Source organism: Bartonella vaga (assembly GCF_037070895.1).
Taxonomy (GTDB): domain Bacteria; phylum Pseudomonadota; class Alphaproteobacteria; order Rhizobiales; family Rhizobiaceae; genus Bartonella.
Genome location: NZ_JAYMZK010000001.1, coordinates 90,658 through 107,536 on the forward strand (window position 1 = coordinate 90,658; position 16,879 = coordinate 107,536).

The window sequence follows — 16,879 nt, forward strand, 5'->3', positions numbered from 1 at the left end:
TATGCCACGTTTTAAACTCACTATTGAATATGATGGCTCAAATTATGCTGGCTGGCAACGTCAAGCAAAGCTCCACACCATACAAGGAGCTCTTGAAGAAGCTATTTTTCGTTTTTGCAACCAACAACTAACCATTACGACAGCTGGTCGAACGGATGCCGGTGTACATGCTACAGGACAGGTTGCACATGTTGATTTTGAAAAAAACTGGCACACGCATACTGTACGTGACGCACTTAATGCCCATCTGCAAAAACAAGGAGAAAATATTTCAATATTGAATGTACAAAATGTTCCGGATAACTTCGATGCACGATTTTCCGCGGTTAAACGCCATTATCTTTTTAAAATTCTTAATCGCCGTTCTCCACCAACCTTAAACGTAAAACGCGTATGGTGGTTACCAAAACCCCTCAATGCTGAAGCCATGCATGAAGCTGCCCAAAAACTTTTAGGACAACATGATTTTACAACTTTCCGCTCAGCACATTGCCAAGCCAAAAGCCCTATTCGCACTCTTGAACGTCTCGATGTGCAAAGAGAGGGGGAAAAGATCTTCCTTTATGCACAAGCTCGTTCCTTTCTTCATCATCAAATCCGTTCATTTGCAGGAAGCCTCATGGAGGTTGGTATCGGACGCTGGACGATACAGGATCTAGAAGCGGCTCTTCACGCTAAAGATCGTACGCGTTGCGGTGTTGTTGCACCACCTTCAGGACTTTATTTGACAAAAGTAGAGTATTAATTATCCCGCAAAAGTTTCTTTTTCAAAAGCAATTAAGAAAACTTATAAAAGGAACGAATTTCTTCAAAAGCTTCTGCTGCAGTATTGACAAATTTTACTAAATCAACATCAGAAGGAGAAATTGTACCTTGCGCTGACAAATAATTAAAATTGATAGCATTGTCCCAAAATTCTTTGCCAAATAGTAAAATCGGAACTGGCTCCACACGCCTTGTCTGCATTAAAGTTAACGTCTCAAATAACTCATCTAGGGTACCAAATCCTCCAGGAAAAACAGCAAATGCCTTTGCCCGCATTAAAAAATGCATTTTGCGTATCATCAAATAATGAAAATTAAAACATAAATGTGGAGTCACGTAAGGATTAGGCTCCTGCTCATGCGGCAAAACAACATTCAAGCCAATCGTTGGTGCACCAACATCAACAGCACCACAATTCCCTGCTTCCATTATCCCGGGTCCTCCTCCTGTGACAACAACAAATTCACGATACTCAGTTGTAGCAGAATAGTTTGAACACAGACGTGCAAACTCTCTTGCTTCATCATAATAATGTGACATAGCACGTAGATTTTTCTTCTGGGTCTCATTTTTTGCTGCCCATGCATCTTGCCCAGATTTAGGAATACGCGCACCGCCAAACAAAACAACTGTTGACTGTATATCACACTCTTGAAGTGTTATTTCTGGCTTTAAAAACTCAAGACCTATACGTTGTGAACGTAACTCAGGACGCATCATAAACTCCTGATCAATATAAGCCAAACAATAAGTAGATGAACGCATTTGTGCCGAATCAGAAGCTTTATGCGTCTGTTGTAAAGCATCCTTCTGAAGAGAAGGCATCAAATGATTCTCTTTTTCTCCTTTTATTTTTGCTTTATAATCCTTTTTCATGCGTCCTACTTCCTTATCTTTATATTGACTGAACACATTTCTTCGCTTAGTTCATAAAAAACAAATCTTCAAGCTTTTAACTCGTTGAACGGAACTCTGGTCATGACTAATCTTGCACAACTTGAAATAATCATTGAAAATGCATTTGACGACCACAATTCTATCAATACTACCACAAAGGGCGAAATTCGTGAGGGTATAGAGTACACATTAAACCTTCTTGATAAAGGTGAAGTTCGTGTAGCAGAACGTAAAAAAAATGGACAATGGCATGTACATCAATGGCTAAAAAAAGCCATCCTTCTCTCCTTTCGGCTAAACCCTATGCAAATTTTTACTGGTGGAGTAAATGGCACAAATTGGTGGGATAAAATTCCTTCAAAATTTTCTGGTTGGCAAGAAGTTGACTTTAAAGAAGCTGACTTCCGCTCAGTCCCTGGAGCGATTGTACGCCATTCTGCCTACATTGCATCCAAGGTTATATTGATGCCATCCTTTATAAATCTTGGCGCCTTTATAGATGAAGGAACGATGGTCGACACATGGAGCACCGTTGGTTCCTGTGCACAAATTGGTAAACATGTTCATCTTTCTGGTGGAGTTGGCATCGGAGGCGTTTTGGAACCACTACAAGCAAATCCAACGATTATTGAAGATCACTGCTTTATTGGTGCACGTTCTGAAATCGTCGAAGGCTGTGTTATCCGTGAAGGTGCTGTTTTAGGGATGGGGGTTTTTATTGGAAAATCTACAAAAATTATTGATCGCAAAACAGGTGAAGTTTTTACAGGTGAAGTACCAGCCTATTCTGTTGTCGTTCCAGGTTCTCTTCCTGGAAAACCACTGCCAAATGGTGAAATGGGGCCGAATCTCTACTGTGCGGTTATAGTAAAACGTGTTGATCAAAAAACACGAGAGAAAACATCTATTAATGATCTTTTGCGTGACTAAAAAACATTTTTTTAAAATCATTCATAAATAAAATCCAAAAGTACAATCAATGAGGGAGAGTCCTCCCTTTTTCATTATTTGTTCATTTTAAGCGCTTGAATAAAAGCCGACTGAGGAATTTCTACTTTTCCGAATTTGCGCATCTTCTTTTTTCCTTCTTTTTGCTTTTCCAAAAGTTTGCGCTTCCGCGTTACATCACCCCCGTAACATTTAGCCGTTACATCTTTACGTAAAGCACGAATTGTTTCGCGTGCAATGATTTTTCCGCCAATTGCAGCTTGTATCGGAATTTGAAACATGTGCTGGGGAATAAGATCCTTTAGTTTTTCGCACATAGAGCGCCCGCGTTTTTCTGCAACAGTACGATGCACAAGCATTGATAATGCATCTATAGACTCACCATTTACCAAAATGGACATTTTAACCAAATCTTCTTCAACATAGTTAGTCATCTGATAATCAAAAGAAGCATATCCCTTTGAGATTGATTTTAAACGATCATAAAAATCAAAAACAACTTCATTCAACGGCAGATCATAAGTCACCATGGCACGTGTTCCGACATAAGATAAACTCACCTGTACTCCTCGCCGTTCTTGGCACAACTCTAAAATTGCCCCCAAATAATTATCAGGAGTCATTATTGTGGCCCGAATCCATGGTTCTTCTATAGCAGAAATTTTAACAATATCAGGCATATCCGCTGGGTTATGCAATTCCTTAACAGAACCATCATTCATATTCATGCGATAAACAACAGAAGGTGCTGTCGCAATTAAATCCAAATTAAACTCGCGCTCTAACCGCTCTTGAATAATTTCAAGATGAAGAAGCCCTAAAAATCCACAACGAAAACCAAACCCCAAAGCTGCTGACGTTTCCATTTCAAAAGAAAAGCTCGCATCATTTAAGCGCAATTTTCCCATAGCTGCACGCAAATCATCAAAATCAGCAGCATCAACTGGAAAAAGTCCACAAAAAACAACTGGTTGCGCAGGTTTAAAACCAGGTAATGCCTCTGCACAAGGACGGCGCTCTTCAGTAATAGTATCACCAACCCGTGTATCAGCAACCTCTTTGATAGAGGCCGTTATAAAACCTATCTCTCCTGGCCCTAACTCATCAACCTGAATCATTTTTGGGGTAAATACCCCAACCCGTTCAACTGGATATTTCACACCTGTGCCCATCATGCGGATGATTTGGCCTTTCTTTAAGACACCATCTATTACCCGTACCAAAACAATAACCCCAAGATAACTATCATACCAGCTATCAACCAACATTGCTTTCAAGGGATTTTTAACATCACCAGTGCGTGGAGAGGGTAATTGTGCAACAATTGCTTCTAAAATGTCAGGAACACCTAAACCTGTTTTTGCCGATATTTCTATTGCCTGAGATGTATCTATACCGATCACATCTTCAATCTGTTCTTTAATCCGCTCGGGATCAGCTGCTGGAAGATCTACCTTGTTGAGCACAACAAGCAATTCATGAGAATTATCGATAGCTTGGTAAACATTAGCCAATGTCTGTGCTTCTACTCCTTGGCTTGCATCCACCACTAAAAGCGAACCTTCACAAGCTGCCAGCGAACGTGAAACCTCATAAGAAAAATCCACATGGCCAGGCGTATCAATAAGATTTAAAATATAGGAGTTACCATTCTTTGCTTTATAATGTAAGCGTACTGTTTGTGCTTTAATAGTAATTCCACGCTCACGCTCAATATCCATAGAATCGAGCACTTGCTCTTTCATTTCCCGTGTCTCAAGACCACCTGTCATCTGAATCAAACGATCAGCTAAAGTTGACTTTCCATGGTCAATGTGTGCCACAATGGAAAAATTACGGATATAATTACGATCTATTGTCATACGAGGCGATTTAGCAAAGAATAGCACAAAACGCAAAGACCAATTGCCAATTATTGCTCCTTTTAGAGCCTTTTAAAAAAATATAAGTAAAAAGAGCTTATAGAAACACAATTCATCATAACTTAAAAAATGAATCTTTTGTTTATTTAACTCAATACAAAAGTACTAAAACGCTCTTAATTTTTTCATATTCATTAGTCTTTTTACTCATATACCACTGCTCTATTAGAAATAGAGATTAGTTTAGACTGTTGGAAAAATGTACAAGAAGTGCTTTCTTATACTTTTACATAAAATAAACAAAGTCTAATATCGGAGCAATCAATCTTCTCAATTGTTAGAACTTTATAAATATACTTCCTTGAAAAACATCTTTTGAAACAGCACTGACTTAGTAAAAGATTCCTTCTCCTGCCTTTAAAGGTGGAAAAACATGAAAAACCACCTTAACTTTTTTTAAAAAACAGAAAAATAAAATCGTACCTGAAGAAAGATACAGCTAATCAATTTTTGCAATCACTTTATTTTTTTAAGCCATTGTGAAGGCTGTAATTCAGCCACAATGATTCCAATCAGAATAAGTAAACCACCTAATAAAGCTAAAGGGGATAAACGCTCTCCAGCTAAGCGCCCAACTATACCCGCCCACACAGGTTCACCTGCATAAATAAGTGTTGCACGCGTAGGTGAAATAGACTTTTGTGCCCAATTCATTGCCAATTGAATTATGGCACTCATTAATGCTAATCCTATACCAATACTCAGCCATACCCATGAGAATTCAGGAATACTTTCTCCCAGAAAAGGCATACAAAAAAATGAAAAAAGACCGCTAAAAAATAGTTGTATAATTGTTACTCGGCGGCTATCAACCTTGCTGGCAAAAACTCCAATAAGTATTACCTCCCCAGCAATTGCTAAAGCTCCCAACAAAGTCAAAATTTCACCCTTTGAAAAATCAAACCTTCCAAATTTTTGCCCAGAAACAAGTACAAGCCCAATAAAAGCGAAAACAATACCAAGCCAAGAAGCTAAGCGGGGCGACTTTTTAAAAACAATCCACTGCAGTATTGGAACCATAGGAACATAAAGCGCCGTTATAAAAGCCGACTGACTACTCATAATCGTTTGAAGCCCCATAGCTTGCAAAGCATAACCCAAAAACATTCCTAAACCGATAGATATCCCAGCAAAAATTTCATAAGCGGTTGTATTTTTCATAGAGCGTCCAAAAATAAGCCCACATATAAGTGATGCAACAATAAAACGAAATCCAACAAAGAAGAGAGGCCCACTATAACGGACTGCAATCTGGGTTACCAAAAATGTAATACCCCACAATATCGTTGCAGAAAACAATACTAACTCCGGCCTGCTTAATAAAGGATGTTTCAACTGTTTTATATTAATCATGAAAGGTTTTTTCCTCCAATTTTTTACACGCCTTACGAAACGATAAGTGTTCCAACTCCTTGTTCTGTAAACAATTCTAGCAAGACAGAATGGGGTGTTCTGCCATTTAAAATGACAACACCTTCTACACCATTTTGAAGGGCTTTTATACAAGTCTCTACTTTTGGAATCATACCATCTGAAATTGTCCCATTTTTAATAAGGTTTTCAGCTTCAGAAACTGTCAATTCCTTTAACAGCTTACCCTGTTTATCCAAAACACCAGGAACATCAGTCAGAAATAAAAGACGTTTAGCCTCCAATGCACCAGCAATAGCTCCAGCAAAAATATCAGCATTAATATTATAGGTTTTTCCATCACGGCCTGGAGCGACAGGAGCAAGGACTGGTATCATCTCAGAACACGCCAAAAGATCTAATAATCTGCGGTCAACTTCAACAGGTTCACCAACAAACCCCAAATCTAAAACACGTTCAATATGCGAATCTGGATCAATCACAGTTTTATAGGTCTTTTCGGCAAAAACCATATTTCCATCTTTGCCACACAACCCTATTGCCCATTCGCCTTCCGCGTTGATGAGAGCAACAATTTCTTTGTTTATGGAACCCGCCAAAACCATTTCAACTACTTCAACGATCCGCTCATCGGTTACACGTAAACCGTTTTCAAACCGCGACTCAATCCCCATTTTCATTAAAATTTCAGCAATTTGAGGCCCCCCACCATGAACGACGACAGGATTAATACCTGATTGCTTTAACAGAGCAATATCACGCGCAAATGCTCGTCCCAAAGCAGAATCACCCATAGCGTGACCACCATATTTTACAATAACTGTTTTATTTTCGTATTTTTGCATATAAGGTAAAGCAGACGATAAAAATGCTGCTTGTTGTTTCAAAACGTCCGCAACATCGTTTTTAATATCATCCATAAAAAGAGCCTCCTCATCACTTTTTACCCTCTATTAGTGAAGTTTAAAAAAAATGAAAATAAATTTTTAAACAAGTTTTACTCTATTTATTTATCCCCCCTGAAAAACATTAGTTTTTTCTTAAATGAAAACTAAAGCAATGACGAGATGACATAAAGGTAGCTTCCTTAAAAAGGACTTGCATCTAAAAGTTGAGCACAAAAATAGGCTCACAAAATATCATTGTTTTATGCTCTTATATATAAAATTTGGAAGCAGAATTCAGAGAAATTTCAAACCACACCCCACATTCAACTTATTTATTTTACCCTATGAAGCTTTAACAACAAATAAAAATATATATAACCACTGATTTCATAAGCCGAAAACAAAAATTTTTTTTCCCAATAATTACAAATTGGAAATTATCAATCGAAAAATCCATTAGCACAAATGTTGTAACTAACTATATTTCATTGATTTATAATGATCATTAATTATCGTGCAACTTAAGTGAAATCCCTAAATAATGGAATTAGCGTATAGATAAAACCATTCTAAAAAAATTAATAATGTTTCTTATTAAATTATTTACGCGCAGGAAAAGTCTTAAAATTGAAAACCAATAAATGAATGATAGTAGCAGCTCATTACAGTATCACCTTAAAAAATCTGTAGTTTAATCCAATATTGTCTTATTATAAGACCATACAGACTCTATCTAAACGATCCATAAAAATATTGGATTTTCTTTGACTATTAGCTATCCTGGTAATGATTGAACGCAGCCACATATAGAAGCAGAAAAGCATTATGAAAAAAACAAAAACACTCTTTCAAAAAATTTATATGATCACAATCTGTAAGTCATTTTATGCAGTAAATGCAAACAAGTAAATGATAAAGATGCTTATTTTTGATCTTTTCATATAAAACAAACATTATTCTCTGTACTCACCTATCTATCAACTAAATAAAATCACAGTAGTTAGCTCCGACTTAAACCATTTAAATTTGATCTATTCTGCTAATTTTTATCTCTCTTTTTCTTCGTAAAGCCATCTACTCCATTCTAAGAAGTAATGGTATTCTTTCATAAGTAATACTAAAGTTCTATCCATAACTCCTTCACCACCCATTCGAGTCAATGCAAGAGAAGAAAAAACCATAAAAACTATTCTTTCAAATAAAAATACTCAAAATGAAAGTTATTATTTTTTCTAGCTTACAGGAAAGAATACACATAACCCGTCAACTGATAAACACTTATATTTCAAAAATATATCAATCTAAATGAGGTTTTTGAAATATCGTTACAAGCTTTAAACAGCAAAGCATTGAGCAGATTCTTCAAATAATCCTTAATTCTGATAGGCATTCATGGATTTGGACCAGAAATATTCTCAAAAAACTCTTTCATACGTGAAAAAAAACCATGTGACCGTGGTGAATTTTCACAATTCGAAAGTTTATCAAATTTTTGCAACAATTCGCGTTGCTCTTGCGTTAGTTGTTGCGGTGTTTCAATAGTAATATGAATATAAAGATCACCTCTTGCTTGCTGACGACGCAACATGGGCATTCCTTTTCCTTTAAGGCGAAATTGACGTCCATGCTGCGTTCCTTCTGGAATCTTAACCCGTGCTTTAACACCATCAAGGTCGGAAACCTCAAACTCTCCTCCTAAAGCAGCTGTAACCATTGAAATAGGCACACGACAGTGAAGATCTGCCCCTTCTCGCTGAAAAAATTCATGTGGTTTAATAGAAAGAAAAATATAAAGATCACCGTTAGGACCACCACGAATACCAGCATCTCCTTCACCAGAAAGACGAATACGCGTACCATCGTCAATACCAGCTGGAACATTCACGCTCAATGAACGTTTTTTTTCTACCCGTCTCGTCCCCTGACATTTTTGGCATGGATCCGTAATGGTTTCACCACGTCCATGACATCCAGGACATGTGCGTTCAATAGAAAAGAAACCTTGTGCAGCACGTACACGGCCAGATCCATGACAAGTTTCACAAACTTGTGGTTTAGATCCTTTTTTTGCACCAGAGCCTTCACAAACATCACAAGTAACGGAACTAGGAATATTAATCTGTGCAGTTTTTCCTGAAAATGCCTCTTCCAAGGTCACTTCCATATTATAACTCAGATCTGCACCACGCTCGCGACCATCACCACGCTTACGGTGCCCCCCCCCCATAATTTCTCCAAAAAAATCTTCAAAAATATCGGAAAATCCACCACTACTGGAAAAACCACCAAAGGGGTTTGCTCTTTCCCCGTGATTATGTTCAAAAGCCGCATGCCCAAATCGGTTATAAGCAGCTCGTTTTTGAGGATCTTTGAGAACCTCATAAGCTTCGACAATTTCTTTGAATTTACGCTCTGCCTCTTTATCCCCCGCGTTGCGATCAGGATGATATTGCATCGCCAACTTACGAAAAGCTGACTTCAACTTTTTATCATCACATTCACGAGTTACGCCAAGAATTTCATAATAATCAAACTTCATCATGTATTCCTGATAATTTTTTATCGTCCATCTTAATGGGTAAAATCTGCTTTCAATTTATATTTTTAGTCACAAAGTTGCAACTAATCTCAAATAACAAAGCCCAGCCTTATATTTCAAAGACCGGGTTTGTTAATTAATTAATCCATTTGCTTATATTATTTCTTCTTATCATTAACTTCTTCAAAATCAGCATCGACTACATCATCATCATTCTTTGTATCTGTTTCAGTATCTGCATTTGCCGCTTGTGAAGCTTCATACATAGCTTGTCCGAGTTTCATACTAACTTCTGCTAATTTTTGCATTTTTGCTGTTATTTCTTCAGAATCAGTACCATCAAGTGCAGACTTCAAATCAGATATTGCAGTCCCAATCTGTTCCTTCTCTTCAGCTGATACCTTATCACCATACTCTGTAAGCGACTTTTCAGTTGAATGAACAAGAGCTTCCGCTTGATTTCTAACTTCTACACCTTCACGACGTTTTTTGTCTTCAGCCGCGTGCTCTTCCGCATCCTTGACCATTTTTTCAATGTCAGCATCACTTAGACCACCTGATGCTTGAATACGAATTTGGTGTTCTTTACCAGTTCCTTTGTCCTTGGCCGAAACATTTACAATACCATTTGCATCAATATCAAAAGTGACCTCAATCTGAGGTATACCACGTGGTGCCGGTGGAATACCAACAAGATCAAATTGAGCTAGTAATTTGTTATCATTAGCCATTTCGCGTTCACCTTGGAAAACACGAATAGTCACGGCACTCTGATTATCATCAGCCGTTGAAAAAACTTGTGATTTTTTAGTTGGGATAGTGGTATTGCGTTCAATGAGGCGTGTAAAGACTCCACCCAATGTTTCAATACCCAAAGATAAAGGTGTTACATCCAGCAACAATACATCTTTTACATCGCCCTGCAATACTCCACCTTGAATAGCAGCACCCATAGCCACGACTTCATCGGGATTAACGCCTTTGTGCGGATCCTTGCCGAAAAAGTTTTGCACAACTTCTTGAATCTTGGGCATACGCGTCATGCCACCAACCAAAACAACTTCGTCAATCTCACCAGCTTTCAGACCTGCATCTTTCAATGCGGCTTTACAAGGTTCGATAGTGCGCTGAACCAAATCATCAACTAGAGATTCAAATTTCGCCCGAGTTAATTTCATGGTTAAGTGTTTAGGACCAGATTGATCTGCCGTAATAAATGGCAAATTAATTTCCGTTTGTTGTGAAGAAGAAAGTTCAATCTTTGCTTTTTCCGCCGCTTCTTTCAAACGCTGCAATGCTAGTTTATCATTTTTTAGGTCAATTCCTTGTTCTTTCTTGAATTCATCGGCAAAATAACCGACTAAGCGCATGTCAAAATCTTCACCGCCTAAAAAAGTGTCTCCGTTGGTTGATTTAACTTCAAAAACACCATCTCCGATTTCGAGCACAGAAATATCAAATGTACCACCACCAAGATCGTAAACAGCTATAGTTTTTCCATCTTTTTTATCCAAACCATACGCCAAAGCAGCAGCTGTTGGCTCATTAATAATCCGCAAAACCTCTAATCCAGCAATTTTACCAGCATCTTTAGTAGCTTGCCGTTGAGCATCATTGAAATAAGCAGGAACAGTGATAACCGCTTGTTCAACTTTTTCACCAAGATAAGACTCGGCAGTTTCTTTCATCTTTTGCAAAATCATAGCTGAAATTTGTGACGGAGAATATTTCTTACCCGTTTCTTCAACCCACGCATCACCATTTTCGCCTTTAACAATTTTGTAGGGTACAAGCGCTTTATCTTTTTCAACCATAGGGTCATCAAACCGGCGACCAATTAAGCGTTTAACTGCAAAAACTGTTCCTTCAGGATTCGTAACTGATTGTCGTTTAGCAGGCTGCCCAACAAGCCGCTCGCCCCCATCAGTAAAGGCAACAACAGAAGGCGTTGTTCTCGCTCCTTCTGAATTTTCGATAACCTTTGCATTTTTGCCATCCATAACAGCAACACAAGAGTTAGTCGTCCCCAGATCAATACCAATTACTTTTGCCATATTATAATCTCCATTCAGCAAGCTATCTCAACCTTTATCAAGCATCTTTCTAAGAAAGCTCCTTTATAACACTTAAAGCCTGCACCTCACCTCAAGTTACACAAATAATAAACCACAAGTCGCAACAAGCCTTTCTATTTCGTATATAAGAACAGGCTTTTATCGCTACAAGAGAATAATTAAGAGAAACATTCTCAAAATAAAATTTTCTTTATAAAATAGACATTCTATTTACACACAAATATCCCCTTTATTAGTGAGATGAACATATCAGCAGCTTTTTCTGCGACTTTCATAAGTATATCAACCTATAAAAATTAAAAATATAAAAAGAATGATAAAGTATTTTCCTTGACCTCTCATAACCACACAAAATATTCACGTAAAAACTTTTAAAAAAGTTGTTCAGACACGCTAAATTTATGCCATGAATACTACAGGCTTTCTGAGAAAAATACTTCATTACCCGCTATATCCTCACCTAAAAAATGAGCCCAATGTTTCTTATATCGACAACTTCATGATGTTATCTTCTAAAACTAATATTTGTAAGGATATCATCTGTCAATCTACTCTTAATGGTTCTGTTTCTAAAGACCTAATCGCTTATGCTGTTTGAAAGTCACCTTATTTAATATATCCAATATAAACTTCTATTAACCTACATATTTCCCTCTTAAGGGCACTACTATTTCAAACCTTAATACTTCTTTTCCAAAAACCAATAAACCCATGAACTTCTACCCTCAGAAATATAACTTGAATAATTCTTCCTTTTATTTTGTACAAAAACTCTGCTAATAATTAAGTGTCTAAGTGAATCTAATTAAGGAGGGTAAATAAATGATGAGAATTATTATAAATAGAATAAAGGATTCTATATTTAAAAATCCTTATTATGCAGGATATTCACTCAAAAAAACTATTGTAAATGCTGTGTTTTTTCTTGGCTTTGTTTTCATAACTCTGCAGCCTACATTCGCTCACAAATACCAACTTAGCGACATAGAGATCATTCATCCTTGGACGAGAGCAACACCAAAAGGCGTAAAAATTGGAAGCGGTTATCTCTACATCATTAATCATGGTAGCACACCAGATCGTTTAGTTTCTGTCTCCACAAATGAGGCACAAACAACAGAAATTCACTCTATGACAGTTATTAACGACATCATGAAAATGGAAAAAATGCATAATGGCATCGAAATTCCAGGCAATGGTGAAATCACACTTAAGCCTGGTGGTAATCATATTATGTTCATGGGACTCTCACAACCATTCAAACAAGGTGACAAAATTAAAGCTACACTGACATTCGAGAAAGCAGGAACAATTGATGTTCACTTCTCTGTAGATTCTATGAGAGCAACATCACCTTCAAAATAAATTCCTGCGCACTAAACCCTTTAACCACCATTAATTCGAACATTCAAAAATAACTAAGAAGCGTGGAAAAAATTTTCACGCTTCTTCTTTTTTAATGGCAACATAGCATAGCGTAAAAAGCAAAGGACTCACCCTCTATCTGATCGGGCATGATCAATTTCAGGAATACGTAAAATTTGTCCAGGATAAATTTTGTCGGGTGATTTTAGCATTGGTTTATTAGCTTCAAAAATGAACGTATTTTTATCACCTTGCCCTTTTCCATAAACTTCTTCAGCAATTTTCCAAAGATTATCACCTGATTTTACTTCATAAAAACGAGATGCTTTCATATTTGAATCTTTTGTAATCTTTAATTTGTCAATATCAACAGAAGAGATACCTTGTGCATTACCTACAACTAAAAGTGCTTTTTCAAGGGTTTCTCTGTCTGGAACCTCACCACTCAAAGTAGCATGACCATCTTCAACCAAAACATTTACTTTTTCTGTGTCGAGATGAAAATTATTAAATGCAGCCTTAAAATCTTTTTCTTCTGGCTCGTGATTTCCAATGCCAAATTTTTCACCAACCGTTTTAACAAAATTAAAAAATCCCATTATAATCTCCTTTCGTGTAGTGGCGGCAAATTTTCTACACATATTATGTTACCCCCACTATATTTCTTTGCTTTTAAAACAAATAGGGGGGATTCCTAAACTTCAACGATCAAAAACGAACCTGTTCAATTCTGGGACAGAGACAAGAACAAACGTTAATAAAAAACGTTCCAATGAAAATTTTATCCTATGTGAAGGGATCTTAACACGCGCAAAAGCATTATCAAATTGCAAAGTTAAAACAAACTTTTACCGTAAAGATGAAAGGTTTTTTACTCTGCTATAATTTGTACCAGATTTATTTTGCAAAAAAAATGTAAGCTCCCATATAAATAGCGTGGGTAATTTGCTATCACAGCAATAGAAAGGTCTAAGAAGCCATGAAGGATACTACAACAATCACACAAACGATTGTACTTGTTGATGACGACCGCAATATCTTAACATCTTTATCTTTTGCACTTGAAACAGAAGGCTATCGAGTTGAAAGCTATACAGATGGAGCATCTGCACTTAAAGGTTTAACACTACATCCCCCACACTTAGCTATTTTTGATATTAAAATGCCTCGAATGGACGGTATGGAACTTTTGCGCCGATTGCGCCAAAAATCTGACATTCCAGTTATTTTTCTTACTTCTAAGGATGATGAAATTGATGAACTGTTTGGACTCAAAATGGGAGCCGACGACTTCATTACAAAACCTTTCTCTCAACGTCTTCTCATTGAGCGAGTAAAAGCTATTCTACGTCGCTCCAATGCCCGTAACCAACCGCTTGCAACAGGAACCTCGCCCGCTTCTTCTCTCAAACGTGGAGATCTTGTAATGGATCAAGAACGTCATACCTGTACATGGAAAGATAAACCTGTTATTTTAACTGTCACAGAATTTTTGATTCTACAGACCCTAGCACAAAGACCTGGAATTGTGAAAAGTCGTGATGCTTTGATGGATGCGGCCTATAATGATCAGGTCTATGTAGATGACCGCACTATTGATAGTCATATTAAGCGTCTGCGTAAAAAGTTTAAACAAGTGGATGATGATTTTGCAATGATTGAAACACTTTATGGTGTAGGCTATCGTTTCCACGAGGTGTGAAGCTATTTTGTCGCAAAAATTTGAACGGCGATCAAATCTATGACAAAAGATACTCAACAGGAAGCTCCGCGAAAAACAACATCAAATGGCATTCCTTCAAAACTGTTTTCTGTGTTTGCCCATTTGAATCTTCGAGTGCAACGTCTTCTCAGACAATTGCTTTTTTCCAGTCTTACACGCCGCATTGTTATGTTAAATATTGCTGCCCTTGCCGTTCTGGTTACAGGCATTTTATATCTTAATCAATTTCGCGATGGTTTGATTGAAGCAAAAATCAAGAGTTTATGCACTCAAGGAAAAATTATCGCTGGAGCCATTGCCGCTTCTGCAACTGTAGATACAAATTCTATCCTCATTGATCCGCAAAAACTTTTAGAGTTACAGGCTGGAGAAAGTGTGACACCGGCACCTCAATCAACAGACTCTTGGGACTTTCCCATTAATCCTGAACAAGTTGCTCCTCTTTTGCGACGCCTCATCACACCCAAAACAACAAGAGCACGTATCTATGATCGTGATGCTACTTTACTTCTCGATTCACGTGTTCTTTATTCTAGTGGTGAAGTTTTTAGCTATGATTTACCCCCGCTTAAAACCGAACAAAACATGTGGGAACGTCTTTATTCATGGTTCTCAAGTGCATTTTATGGCACTGGTATTGCTATTGATAGAGAGCAAACAAAAAAGAACACCAGTATAGCTTATCCAGAAGTTTACCGAGCACTAAATGGATCTCTTGCTACTGCCAAACGACGTAACAGACAAGGCCAATTAATTGTTTCTGTTGCCGTACCTGTTCAACGCTATCGTGCAGTTGTGGGAGCGCTTCTTCTTTCAACCACTGGTTCAGATATTGATAACATCGTAAAGGGTGAAAGGCTGGTTATTTTCAAAGTTTTTGCTGTTGTAGGCAGCGTGCTTTTGGTACTTTCTCTATTTTTAGCTCATACGATTGCACATCCACTAAGTAAATTATCTGCCTCTGCTAACCGTGTGCGTCATGGCAATAATAAACGCGTAGAAATTCCCGATTTTTCAATGCGTGAAGATGAAATCGGTCACCTTTCAACCTCTATTCGTGATATGACCAATGCCCTCTACATGCGGATTGAAGCTATTGAACGCTTTGCTGCTGATGTAAGCCACGAATTAAAAAACCCTCTTACCTCACTACGCAGTGCTGTTGAAACACTCCCACTAGCTAAAAATGAAGAAGCACAGAAAAAATTGTTTGAAATTATTCAGCACGATGTGCGCCGTCTTGATCGTTTGATTACTGATATTTCTGATGCCTCCCGACTAGATGCAGAGCTTGCTCGTGAAACTGCACAGATCGTTGATATGGCACTGCTTTTGGAAAGTCTTGTTCATGCCGTTCAAGAAGTATACCGCAATACGCAAAACATTGATATAAGCCTGAATATTATCCCACGCCCTCATGGAAAAGCTTATCTTGTATTGGGGCATGAACTCCGTTTAGGACAAGTTATTTCTAATCTCATTGAAAATGCACGCTCCTTCATTCCCCATGACAACGGTAAAATTTTTATAACCATGAAAAGTCATGCTTCAACTCTTATTTTAATTATTGAAGATAATGGCCCAGGTATTCGTTCAGAAAATATTGAACACATTTTTGAACGTTTCTATACAGATCGACCAAACGAAGATACTTTTGGACAAAATTCAGGACTTGGCCTCTCTATTAGTCGACAAATCATTGAAGCTCATAATGGAACAATTACAGCTGAAAATATTATTGACCTTGAACTTGGAAATAGTAAAACTGGCGCACGTTTTATTATTATGCTTCCCTTCGTAAAATAAATATTTAATCTAAAGCAAAAGGTATGAAAACAAAAAATGAAGTACTACACGCAAATTGCCTTCAGCTAGGTGGGAAGGGGTTATTGATTACAGGCCCGTCGGGATCAGGAAAATCAACTCTTACCCTTGCTTTGATTGACCGTGCTGAGTGGTCGCAACGTGAAGCAAAACTTATTAGCGATGATTATACAATGCTCCGTGTGGAAAATGGAAAACTTCATGGATACACTCCAGAAGGTTTACAGGGTGGAATTGAAATTCGTGGTGCTGGCCTTTATACAATAGAATTTGAAACACAAACAACTATTGATTGTGTTATTCTTCTTGGCCCTGAATATGAACGCTTATCCACAAATAAAACTTTTCAATTTGCAGACATACAGATCCCTCTTTTAAAACTTCCTAGTCTTCATGAAGCAGACTGTACAGCCATTTGTCAGGCTATTGAAGCATTCTTTTTTAGAAAAATATGGCGCAAATCTGTTTAATTTTCCTCTAAAGATAGAAAAAATCATTGTTTTTTCCTTTTTTTACAAATTTTTCTTGGCAGCAGAGCAAAGCCCTGTAAAATATCTTTTCTA

At 37.5% G+C, this 16,879-nt stretch carries 13 protein-coding genes; 6 read left to right on the plus strand and 7 right to left on the minus strand.

Features of this window, described 5'->3' with window-relative positions:
• Nucleotide 1 precedes the first annotated feature (1 nt).
• Nucleotides 2–745, plus strand: a complete 744-nt coding sequence (gene truA, locus WCP76_RS00375; protein WP_336293709.1) for a tRNA pseudouridine(38-40) synthase TruA — start codon at nucleotides 2–4, stop codon at nucleotides 743–745.
• 32 nt (nucleotides 746–777) lie between these two features.
• On the opposite strand, the gene WCP76_RS00380 is transcribed toward truA, so the two are convergent.
• Nucleotides 778–1,641, minus strand: coding sequence for an LOG family protein (locus WCP76_RS00380; RefSeq protein WP_336293710.1), 864 nt, complete (start codon nucleotides 1,639–1,641; stop codon nucleotides 778–780).
• Nucleotides 1,642–1,743: 102 nt separating this feature from the next.
• Between WCP76_RS00380 and dapD the strand changes: the two genes are divergently transcribed.
• Nucleotides 1,744–2,592, plus strand: a complete 849-nt coding sequence (gene dapD, locus WCP76_RS00385) for a 2,3,4,5-tetrahydropyridine-2,6-dicarboxylate N-succinyltransferase (protein WP_336293711.1) — start codon at nucleotides 1,744–1,746, stop codon at nucleotides 2,590–2,592.
• A 74-nt stretch (nucleotides 2,593–2,666) separates the two neighbouring features.
• On the opposite strand, the gene lepA is transcribed toward dapD, so the two are convergent.
• The 5 genes from lepA to dnaK form a co-directional block, all read right to left on the minus strand.
• On the minus strand, nucleotides 2,667–4,472 hold the full coding sequence (lepA, locus tag WCP76_RS00390) for a translation elongation factor 4 (protein WP_336293712.1): 1,806 nt from the start codon (nucleotides 4,470–4,472) through the stop codon (nucleotides 2,667–2,669).
• A gap of 516 nt (nucleotides 4,473–4,988) precedes the next feature.
• Nucleotides 4,989–5,885, minus strand: coding sequence for a DMT family transporter (locus WCP76_RS00395; RefSeq protein ID WP_336293713.1), 897 nt, complete (start codon nucleotides 5,883–5,885; stop codon nucleotides 4,989–4,991).
• 32 nt (nucleotides 5,886–5,917) lie between these two features.
• A complete protein-coding gene (gene argB / locus WCP76_RS00400; protein ID WP_336293714.1) occupies nucleotides 5,918–6,823 on the minus strand; it encodes an acetylglutamate kinase in 906 nt (301 codons plus the stop codon).
• A gap of 1,357 nt (nucleotides 6,824–8,180) precedes the next feature.
• Complete coding sequence (dnaJ, locus tag WCP76_RS00405) at nucleotides 8,181–9,329, minus strand: molecular chaperone DnaJ (RefSeq protein WP_336294002.1); 1,149 nt, start codon at nucleotides 9,327–9,329, stop codon at nucleotides 8,181–8,183.
• A gap of 158 nt (nucleotides 9,330–9,487) precedes the next feature.
• Complete coding sequence (gene dnaK / locus WCP76_RS00410; RefSeq protein WP_336293715.1) at nucleotides 9,488–11,383, minus strand: molecular chaperone DnaK; 1,896 nt, start codon at nucleotides 11,381–11,383, stop codon at nucleotides 9,488–9,490.
• 843 nt (nucleotides 11,384–12,226) lie between these two features.
• Between dnaK and WCP76_RS00415 the strand changes: the two genes are divergently transcribed.
• Nucleotides 12,227–12,769: a copper chaperone PCu(A)C gene (locus WCP76_RS00415; RefSeq protein WP_336293716.1), complete on the plus strand. Its 543-nt coding sequence runs from the start codon at nucleotides 12,227–12,229 to the stop codon at nucleotides 12,767–12,769.
• Between the two features lie 128 nt (nucleotides 12,770–12,897).
• On the opposite strand, the gene lysM is transcribed toward WCP76_RS00415, so the two are convergent.
• Nucleotides 12,898–13,368 (minus strand): peptidoglycan-binding protein LysM, encoded by a 471-nt coding sequence (gene lysM, locus WCP76_RS00420; RefSeq protein WP_336293717.1) that lies wholly within the window; start codon nucleotides 13,366–13,368, stop codon nucleotides 12,898–12,900.
• Nucleotides 13,369–13,748: 380 nt separating this feature from the next.
• Between lysM and WCP76_RS00425 the strand changes: the two genes are divergently transcribed.
• The 3 genes from WCP76_RS00425 to WCP76_RS00435 are packed head-to-tail and all read left to right on the plus strand — an operon-like array spanning nucleotide 13,749 to nucleotide 16,786.
• Entirely contained in the window at nucleotides 13,749–14,471 is a 723-nt protein-coding gene (locus tag WCP76_RS00425; protein ID WP_336293718.1) for a response regulator transcription factor, read from the plus strand.
• A gap of 39 nt (nucleotides 14,472–14,510) precedes the next feature.
• A complete protein-coding gene (locus tag WCP76_RS00430) occupies nucleotides 14,511–16,298 on the plus strand; it encodes a sensor histidine kinase (protein WP_336293719.1) in 1,788 nt (595 codons plus the stop codon).
• A gap of 23 nt (nucleotides 16,299–16,321) precedes the next feature.
• On the plus strand, nucleotides 16,322–16,786 hold the full coding sequence (locus WCP76_RS00435) for an HPr kinase/phosphatase C-terminal domain-containing protein (protein ID WP_336293720.1): 465 nt from the start codon (nucleotides 16,322–16,324) through the stop codon (nucleotides 16,784–16,786).
• Nucleotides 16,787–16,879: the final 93 nt, after the last annotated feature.